The sequence below is a fragment of the Burkholderia sp. Se-20378 genome (assembly GCF_017104665.1).
Lineage (GTDB): Bacteria > Pseudomonadota > Gammaproteobacteria > Burkholderiales > Burkholderiaceae > Burkholderia > Burkholderia lata.
The window spans coordinates 1-7,448 of the sequence record NZ_JAAGPG010000430.1 but is presented as its reverse complement, the minus strand read 5'-3'; the positions used below and the strand labels follow the sequence as shown (position 1 = coordinate 7,448).

Here is a 7,448-nt window from a genome sequence, read left to right as displayed (position 1 = left end):
AAGCTGTGATGCGCGCGGGTGCGCCGCCCGCGTGACGCACGCGTCGCGGGCGGCCCCGCACGCTCATCCTCCTGCAGGCGTTTCCCGTCGCGCAACTGCCCTACGCGGACCGTCCAAGCCCCCCGCCGCCGCGCGCACATCGCGCCGCCCGCCTGCTTCCCGCCCTCGAAAATCCGCTACCATCGACCGATCCCGCCGCCCCGCCCGGCACTGCCTCACCGTTCGAACGTCGATGAACATCCGGTTTCTTGAAACCTTCGTCTGGCTCGCCAAGCTGGAAAACTTCCGGCTCACGGCCGAAAAACTGCACACGACGCAGGCCGCCGTATCGAGCCGCATCGCGTCGCTGGAGGAAGCGTTCGACGTGCGCCTGTTCGATCGCAACACGCGCTCGGCCACGCTCACGCCCGCCGGTCGCCGCATGCTCGCGTACGCGGAGCGGATCGTGCGGCTCGACGGCGAAATGCGCCGCGACATCGATGCGGCAAGCGACGCGGGCCTGATCCGGATCGGCGTGATCGAATCGATCGTGCACAGCTGGTTCCCCGCGCTGATGGCACAACTGCGCGAGCGCTATCCGCGCCTCGACGTCGAGATCACCAGCGACACGACGCTGCACCTGATCCGCCTGCTCAGCACCGACGGCGTCGACCTGATCCTGCAGACCGACCCGGTGCCGGGCCCCGATTTCACGAACCTGCCGCTGTGCGAATTCCCGGTGCGCTGGGCGGCCAGCCCGCGCCTCGGGCTCGGCGGCCAGCCGCTCGACGTCGCGCGCCGCGCCGAATTCCCGATCATCAGCTTCTCGCGCCACTCGGGGCCGCACGCGACGATCGAGCGGCTGTTCGCGGCCGTCGAGCGCCCGGCCAGCATCAACTGCATCACGTCGGTCGCCGCGATGATCCGCCTCGTCGCCGACGGCTTCGGCGTGGCCGCGCTGCCGCCCGCGATCATCGGGCGCGAGCTGCACGAAGGCGCGCTCGAACTGCTCGACGTCGAACCCGAATTCCCCGCGCTGCCGCTCGTCGCGTCGTACCGCAGCCAGGGCCTGCCGGTGGCCGCGCGCATCGCGGAACTGGCCAGCGAAGTCGCGCGCGCGATGGCGGCCGCTGCGAATCACGCAAAGACGGCGGCACCGGCCAAGCCCGACAGCGTGGACAAATCACCGGCCCGTTCCGCGACGAAAGCGAAAGCGAAAGCGAAAACCAAAGCCAACGCCAACGCCAACGCGCCTGCGAAATCGAAACGCACGACGCCATCCCCCCTGCCCGCCACACCCTCCGCGAAACGCCGCCCGCGCCGCTCATAAGAAAACCTGTTCACCGCGAATTTGTTTTCTTGTTGGACGGGCGCGGCCCGTCTTCGGGAAACTGCGGTTCCTGACCTCCCCCCGTCACGAGGAACCCCGCGATGACCCGCCTTTCCCTTCCGCACGGCCAGCTTTGCGTCTGGACGGATATCGACCCCGCGCACGAAGCCGATTTCAACGCGTGGTACGACCGCGAGCACATGCAGGAACGTGTCGCGATTCCCGGCTTCACGCATGCGCGGCGCTTTCGTGCGACCGACCGCGGCCCGCGCAAGTACCTCGCGCTGTACGTGACGGACGCGCTCGACGTGTTCCATGGCGACGCGTACCGGCACGCGTTCACGCAGCAGACCGCATGGTCGCTCGCGAACTTCGAGCGCATGACGGGCACGCAGCGACGCGTCGGAGAACTGACGATCGAGGCTGGCGACGGTGAAGGCGCGCATCTCGCGCTGTTCGTGCTGCCGCCGGATCGCATCGACGTACCGCAGCTGCGCGAGCGCTTCGACGACGTGCTGCACGAACCGGGCATCCACGCCGCGCGGCTCTTTTGCACCGCGCCCGAGCTGTCCGCGCCGATCGGCGCCGATGCGGCCGCCCGCCCGGCCGCCGATGCGCTCGTGCTGATCGAAGGCAGCGATGCCGTCGCGACGCGACGCGTAGCCGCATCGCTCGCCGGGCACGACGACGTGCGCACCTTCGACCTGCTGTGGCGCGCCGCCGCACCGCTGCATGCAACTCGCAGCGACGTCGAAACCGAGCCCGCTGCCGCTGCCGCCGCCGCGCTGCCCGCCTGATCGTCCACGCCGGCCGCATCTCAGGCACGACTCACGCCAGCATATCGGCCCGGCACTTCATCCCGTTCCCGTCACGACATGCCCGACACCATGAGCACTCTCGCCCAGCCCGCCGCCCACGCGCCCCACCGCGTCCGCACCAGCCGACTCGCGACCGCGAGCATGATCGGCACGTCGCTCGAGTGGTACGACTTCACGATCTACAACACGCTCACCGCGCTCGTCTTCAACCATCTATTCTTCCCGTCGGTCGATCCGCTGGCCGGCACGATCCTCGCGTTCTCGACCTATGCGGTCGGCTACGTGTCGCGCCCGCTCGGCGGCTTCGTGTTCGGCAATCTCGGCGACCGCATCGGCCGCCGCGCGGTGCTGATGCTCACGCTCGTGCTGATGGGCGTGACGACCGCGCTGATGGGTGCGCTGCCGACCTATGCGCAGGCCGGCATCCTGAGCCCGATCCTGCTCGTCGCGCTGCGCTTCGTGCAGGGCGTCGCGCTCGGCGGCGAATGGGCCGGCGCGGTGTTGCTGTCGGTCGAGCACGGCGACCAGAAGCGGCGCGGGCTGTCCGCGTCGTGGACGCAGATCGGCCCGTCGTTCGGCACGCTGCTCGGCACCGGCTGCATCGCGCTCGTGACGCTGTCGACCACGTCGGGCGATTTCCTGTCATGGGGCTGGCGCGTGCCGTTCGCGGCCAGCGCGCTGCTCGTCGTGTTCGGCTTCTGGCTGCGGCGCGGCGTCGACGAAACGCCGCAGTTCGAGCAGCTCGCCGAATCGCACGCGACCGCCGAGGTGCCCGTCGCGGACGTGCTGAAGTACCACTGGAAACGCCTGCTGATCGCGGGCGGGTCGCGGATCGGCTCGGACGTGCTGTATGCGCTGATCGTCGTGTTCACGCTCACCTACGTGACGACCGTGCTGCACCTGTCGCGCCCCGTTGCACTGACGGCCGTGATGATCGGCACGGCCTGCAACGCGCTCGCGGTGCCGTTCTTCGGTGCGCTGTCCGACCGCTTCGGCCGCCGGCCCGTGTATCTCGCCGGCGCGCTCGCCGGCATCGTGTGGGCGTTCGCATTCTTCACCCTGCTCGATTCGGCGCGCCCCGGCGCGATCGTCGCGGCCGTCGCGATCGGCCTCGTGATCCACGCGGTGATGTACGGCCCGCAAGGTGCGTTCGTGACCGAACAGTTCCCGACCCGCGTGCGTTATGCGGGCTCGTCGCTCGCGTACACGCTCGCCGGCATCGTCGGTGGCGGCTTCGCGCCGCTCGTGATCGCCGCGCTGTTCCGGCAGACGGGCACGACGACGGCCGTGTCGCTGTATGTCGCCGCCGCACTCGTCGTCACGTCGATCGCGCTCCTCGTCGCACGCGAAACCGCGCACCAGCCGCTCGCGGATTGAGCGTCGCCGCCCGCCGTTTCATTCCTTCGCACTTCAAACGGATACCCGTATGCCAACCCTGTCGTTCAACGTGATTTCCCGGCAACACGCGCCGGCCACCGTCGACGTCGAGATCGAGCGCGTCGTGATCGCCGGCTGGGCCGGCCGCGATCCAGCCGCGATCCAGGCGCATATCGACGAACTCGCGGCGCTCGGCGTCGCGCCGCCGTCGACCACGCCGTGCTTCTATCGCGTATCGGCCGCGCTGCTCACGCAGGCGCCCGCGATCGGCGTGCTCGGTGCGCGCTCGGGCGGCGAGATCGAATGCGTGCTGGTCGACAGCCCGGCCGGCACGCTCGTGACCGTCGGCTCCGATCATACGGATCGTGAGGTCGAAGCCTACGGCGTCGCGGTGTCGAAGCAGGTGTGCGCGAAGCCGCTCGGCCACGACGCGTGGCTTTACGCGGAGGTCGCGGATCACTGGGATGCGATCGAGATGCGTGCGTGGCTGATCTCGCGCGATGGCGGGCGAGCGGTGTACCAGCACGGCACGGTGAGTGGCCTGCTTGCGCCCGAGGGGCTGTGGCAGCGCTTCGATGACCGCCGCACGATGCCCGCGCACAGCGCGATGTACGGCGGCACGGTTGCGGTGCATGGCGCGATCGCGGCGATGGGCGACGGCGATGCGTTCGAGATGGAGCTGCACGATCCGGTGCTCGGGCGCAGCCTTCGGCACCGCTATGCAGTAGAGGTGTTGCCGGTCGTGGCATAACGGACCATGACGCGCGGCACACCGGCGCGACAGCGTTCTGTCGCCGCGCCGGCCCCGGCTAGTACGGCTGAAAGCAGTGATAGTCCGGAAAGTTGAATTGCGAGTTGCCGCAATACAGCACACCGACCAGGTTGGTACACCCGCTCAATGCAAACATCATTGCGCCCGCAACCGACACTTTCCATCCGAAATGCAACATTGCGCCCCCGTTTTCGCTTTTTCGACGTTGACCGTCATGATGCTCATCGGACGCGCCCGGGTATGTGGAAAATTGTTGTGCCGCGTGCGCTTCGGTTCGCGGCGACGCTTTCCCGTGCCCGGGCGCAGCCCGAGGCACGGGTAGGCGCCCCGGCGCAAGCAACGACGGCGGCCACCGAGCGCGCCGCCACCCGTCACGCCTTGAACGTGACCCACGGCTTCAGCCGGACCGCGCTGCGAATCAGGCCGGCCTGCTCCTGCGCATCGATCACGGGCCCGATCGGCTTGTAGGCTTCCGGCGCTTCCTCGATGCGGCGCTCGTCGCGCAGCGTGACGCAGCGCCACGTGCCCGGCGCCTGCTCCATGCGCATCCGCCGCACCGCCTGCCGGCGCACGCTGCGGCCGGCGCCGTGGCTGCATGACCACAGCCAGTCGGGATGGCCGAGCCCGGTCGCGAGAAACGACGCATCGCCCATCGATCCGGGAATCAGCGCGAAATCGCCGTCGCGGGCGGGTGTCGCCCCCTTGCGATGGATGTTCATCCCGTTTTCGCGCAGCACGACGTTGTGCGGCACGTCGACCACGAGGGTCGAGCGGGTCTCGCCGGTGAGTTCCGCCAGTTCCTTGCGCACCATCTCGGCCAGCACGACACGGTTGAGCCACGCGTAGCGCGCAGCCGTGCCCATCGCGACGAGGTATTCGCGCGCCAGCTCGCCGGAAAGGCCGTACAGGCCGCTTTCCGGATGCCTGACGCCTGCCGGCCACGCCGCGCGCGCCCGGTCCATCCAGCGCCGCCCGACGTAAAAGCCGACATCGCGCGAACCGCTGTGGATCATCACGACGACATCGTCCTTCGCGAGTCCCGCACGGTAGGCCGCATGCCGGTCGAACACGGCATCGACCACCTGCAGCTCGACGAAATGATTGCCTGACCCGGGCGTGCCGAGACAAGGATCGCGGAAGACTTCACGCGACCCGACGTGTGCGTCCGGTGCGTATTTCGCGCTGCCGTCGAACCGGTCGAGGCCGATGCACGACGACAGTTCGTCGATGAGCCGGTCGCGGTCGACGTGCTGCCAGAGCCCCTGCTGCGCGACGCGATCGACGAAGGCCGCCGGGCCCGCATCGAACAGCGCGCGGAATGCATCGCTGGCGACCGGCACGTCGCGCCGATCCGCGAGGATCGCACGCGTCAGCCGCTCGACGAGCGCCGTCTCGAACGGCGCGAGCGCCGACCGCTTGAGGCCCGTGGTGACGAGACGCATCCCGCAATTGATATCGGTGCCGATCGCGGCGGGAATCACGAACGCGTCGTCGGTCGCGACGATCGAGCCGACCGGCGCGACCCCGCCCGGATGAAAATCGGGCGTCGCGCAAGCCTTGCACACGCCCTGATGGCCATCCGGCGAACGGACGGCCGCGAACGCGAGCAACTGCTGAACGGCCTTCTCCTCGAGCGGGAGCGAATCGGGCAACAGGACGGACGCCTGCGTCAGTTCATTGCGCAGGTGATAGATGCCGGCGTGATAGTCGACATGGATGCCTTGCCGTTGCAAGGCCTTTTTTAAGCGAGGAAGAGTAGACATCGCTGCTGGAAATGAAAAAGGTACGACGCGACCTCCGGTATTCCGGCGGTCGTGGGTACCTTCCTGCAGCAGCGTCGAGGAAGGGAGCGCGGATCATAGCAGAACGCGCTTGCGTTCGCGACCGCCGTTGCTCACTTGAGACACCCGAGCCCCGCCAGCGTCGCCTCCACCGCCGTGTCGAGCGGCGTCACCGGCTCGCGGCCGAGCACCGCGGTCACCCGCGTGTTGTCGAGCCGGATCGGCTCGCGCCACAGGTAGCGCATCTCGAGCAATTCGCGCAACGTCGTGACGAACGGCGCCGCCGCCCACACGAACCACCACGGGAACTTGCGCACCGTTGGACGCAGCCCGTGCCGCTGCGCGACGCGGCGCACGGCCTCCGCCATCTGCGTGCCGTCCGCATCCCAATGCCCGCCCAGGTGAAAGCGCGCGAACGGCTCCAGCGTGTCGCGCCGCTCGATCAGCTCGACCATCGAGCGCGCGGCATCCGGCACATACGACCATTGATGCCCGATACCGTCCCGCCCCGGCACGCTGATGGCCGCCACCGGCTGCCCGGCCTTGACGAACCCCGCTGCAAACCAGCTGTTGCCGGTGAGCTTCGGCCCGAAGAAATCGCCGGCGCGCACGATGATCGTGCGAACGCCCTGCCCGGCCGCATCCTGCAGCCGGCGCTCCAGCTCGACGCGGATCGCGCCCTTGCGCGTCGACGGATGCTGCGGCGCATCTTCGACCAGCACCGGAAACGCATCGGCGCCGTAGTTGTAGACGGTGCCCGGCAGCACGACGGTCGCCCGCTCCGCCTTCGCCGCCGCGATCGTGTTGTCGATCATCGGCAGCACCTGCCCGGCCCAGTTCCGGTAGCCGGGCGGATTCACGGCGTGCACGATCACGCTGCAGCCGCGTGCGGCCCGGACGACCGCGTCGCGGTCCATCGCGTCGCCGCGCATCCAGGCGATGCCGTCGCGCTCCACGACCTCGGCATCGAGCCCGCGCTTCAACGCACGCACCTGCCAGCCCGCATCGCGCAACTGCCGTGCGACTTCCCCGCCGATTCCGCCGCTCGCGCCGAGCACGAGTGCCTGTCGTTGTGTCCCGCCTGCGTGGGTCGTCATTGCCGCTCTCCTTGAATGAACTTCCGTGATGACACGCATTCTGGCGCGCCGACGGCTAACAAGGAATTGCCGAACACAATGGATCAGCTATACATTTATGTATGGCCATCGATCTGAACTGGGAACGCTACCGCACCTTCCTCGCCGTGCTGACGGAAGGCTCGCTGTCCGGTGCCGCACGCGCCCTCGGCATCACGCAGCCGACGGCCGGCCGCCACGTCGCGGCGCTCGAGGCCGCGTTCGGCCAGACGCTGTTCACGCGCTCACCGTCCGGCCTGCTGCCGACCGAGGCGG

7 protein-coding genes are annotated in these 7,448 nt (G+C 68.9%); 5 read left to right on the top strand and 2 right to left on the bottom strand.

The annotated features are described in order from the left end of the window. Nucleotides 1-232 precede the first annotated feature (232 nt). From G3N93_RS30330 to G3N93_RS30315, 4 genes are all read left to right on the top strand, one after another. Nucleotides 233-1,309 carry a LysR family transcriptional regulator gene (locus tag G3N93_RS30330; RefSeq protein ID WP_206134603.1) on the top strand — a complete coding sequence of 359 codons (1,077 nt, stop codon included), beginning with the start codon at nucleotides 233-235 and terminating at the stop codon, nucleotides 1,307-1,309. 101 nt (nucleotides 1,310-1,410) lie between these two features. Then, on the top strand, nucleotides 1,411-2,106 hold the full coding sequence (locus tag G3N93_RS30325; RefSeq protein ID WP_206134602.1) for a DUF4286 family protein: 696 nt from the start codon (nucleotides 1,411-1,413) through the stop codon (nucleotides 2,104-2,106). A 78-nt stretch (nucleotides 2,107-2,184) separates the two neighbouring features. Beyond that, on the top strand, nucleotides 2,185-3,504 hold the full coding sequence (locus G3N93_RS30320) for an MFS transporter (protein ID WP_206134601.1): 1,320 nt from the start codon (nucleotides 2,185-2,187) through the stop codon (nucleotides 3,502-3,504). Between the two features lie 49 nt (nucleotides 3,505-3,553). Further along, the gene (locus G3N93_RS30315; RefSeq protein WP_206134600.1) at nucleotides 3,554-4,255 is read left to right on the top strand and encodes a DUF2848 domain-containing protein; all 702 of its coding nucleotides are present in this window, start codon (nucleotides 3,554-3,556) and stop codon (nucleotides 4,253-4,255) included. Between the two features lie 392 nt (nucleotides 4,256-4,647). Here the strand turns inward: G3N93_RS30315 and G3N93_RS30310 are convergent, their stop codons facing one another. Next, complete coding sequence (locus tag G3N93_RS30310; protein ID WP_206134599.1) at nucleotides 4,648-6,039, bottom strand: RtcB family protein; 1,392 nt, start codon at nucleotides 6,037-6,039, stop codon at nucleotides 4,648-4,650. Between the two features lie 131 nt (nucleotides 6,040-6,170). Then, nucleotides 6,171-7,154 carry an NAD-dependent epimerase/dehydratase family protein gene (locus G3N93_RS30305; protein ID WP_174937130.1) on the bottom strand — a complete coding sequence of 328 codons (984 nt, stop codon included), beginning with the start codon at nucleotides 7,152-7,154 and terminating at the stop codon, nucleotides 6,171-6,173. A gap of 101 nt (nucleotides 7,155-7,255) precedes the next feature. On the opposite strand from G3N93_RS30305, the gene G3N93_RS30300 reads away from it, so the two are divergent. Further along, the coding region (locus G3N93_RS30300; RefSeq protein WP_206134598.1) for a LysR family transcriptional regulator at nucleotides 7,256-7,448 on the top strand (193 nt) is incomplete at its 3' end.

Coding starts and splice junctions, on each gene's coding strand:
- G3N93_RS30305 (WP_174937130.1), bottom strand. CDS start 7,154: ATGACGACCCACGCAGGCGGGACACAACGACAGGCACTCGTGCTCGGC.
- G3N93_RS30330 (WP_206134603.1), top strand. CDS start 233: ATGAACATCCGGTTTCTTGAAACCTTCGTCTGGCTCGCCAAGCTGGAA.
- G3N93_RS30315 (WP_206134600.1), top strand. CDS start 3,554: ATGCCAACCCTGTCGTTCAACGTGATTTCCCGGCAACACGCGCCGGCC.
- G3N93_RS30325 (WP_206134602.1), top strand. CDS start 1,411: ATGACCCGCCTTTCCCTTCCGCACGGCCAGCTTTGCGTCTGGACGGAT.
- G3N93_RS30310 (WP_206134599.1), bottom strand. CDS start 6,039: ATGTCTACTCTTCCTCGCTTAAAAAAGGCCTTGCAACGGCAAGGCATC.
- G3N93_RS30320 (WP_206134601.1), top strand. CDS start 2,185: ATGCCCGACACCATGAGCACTCTCGCCCAGCCCGCCGCCCACGCGCCC.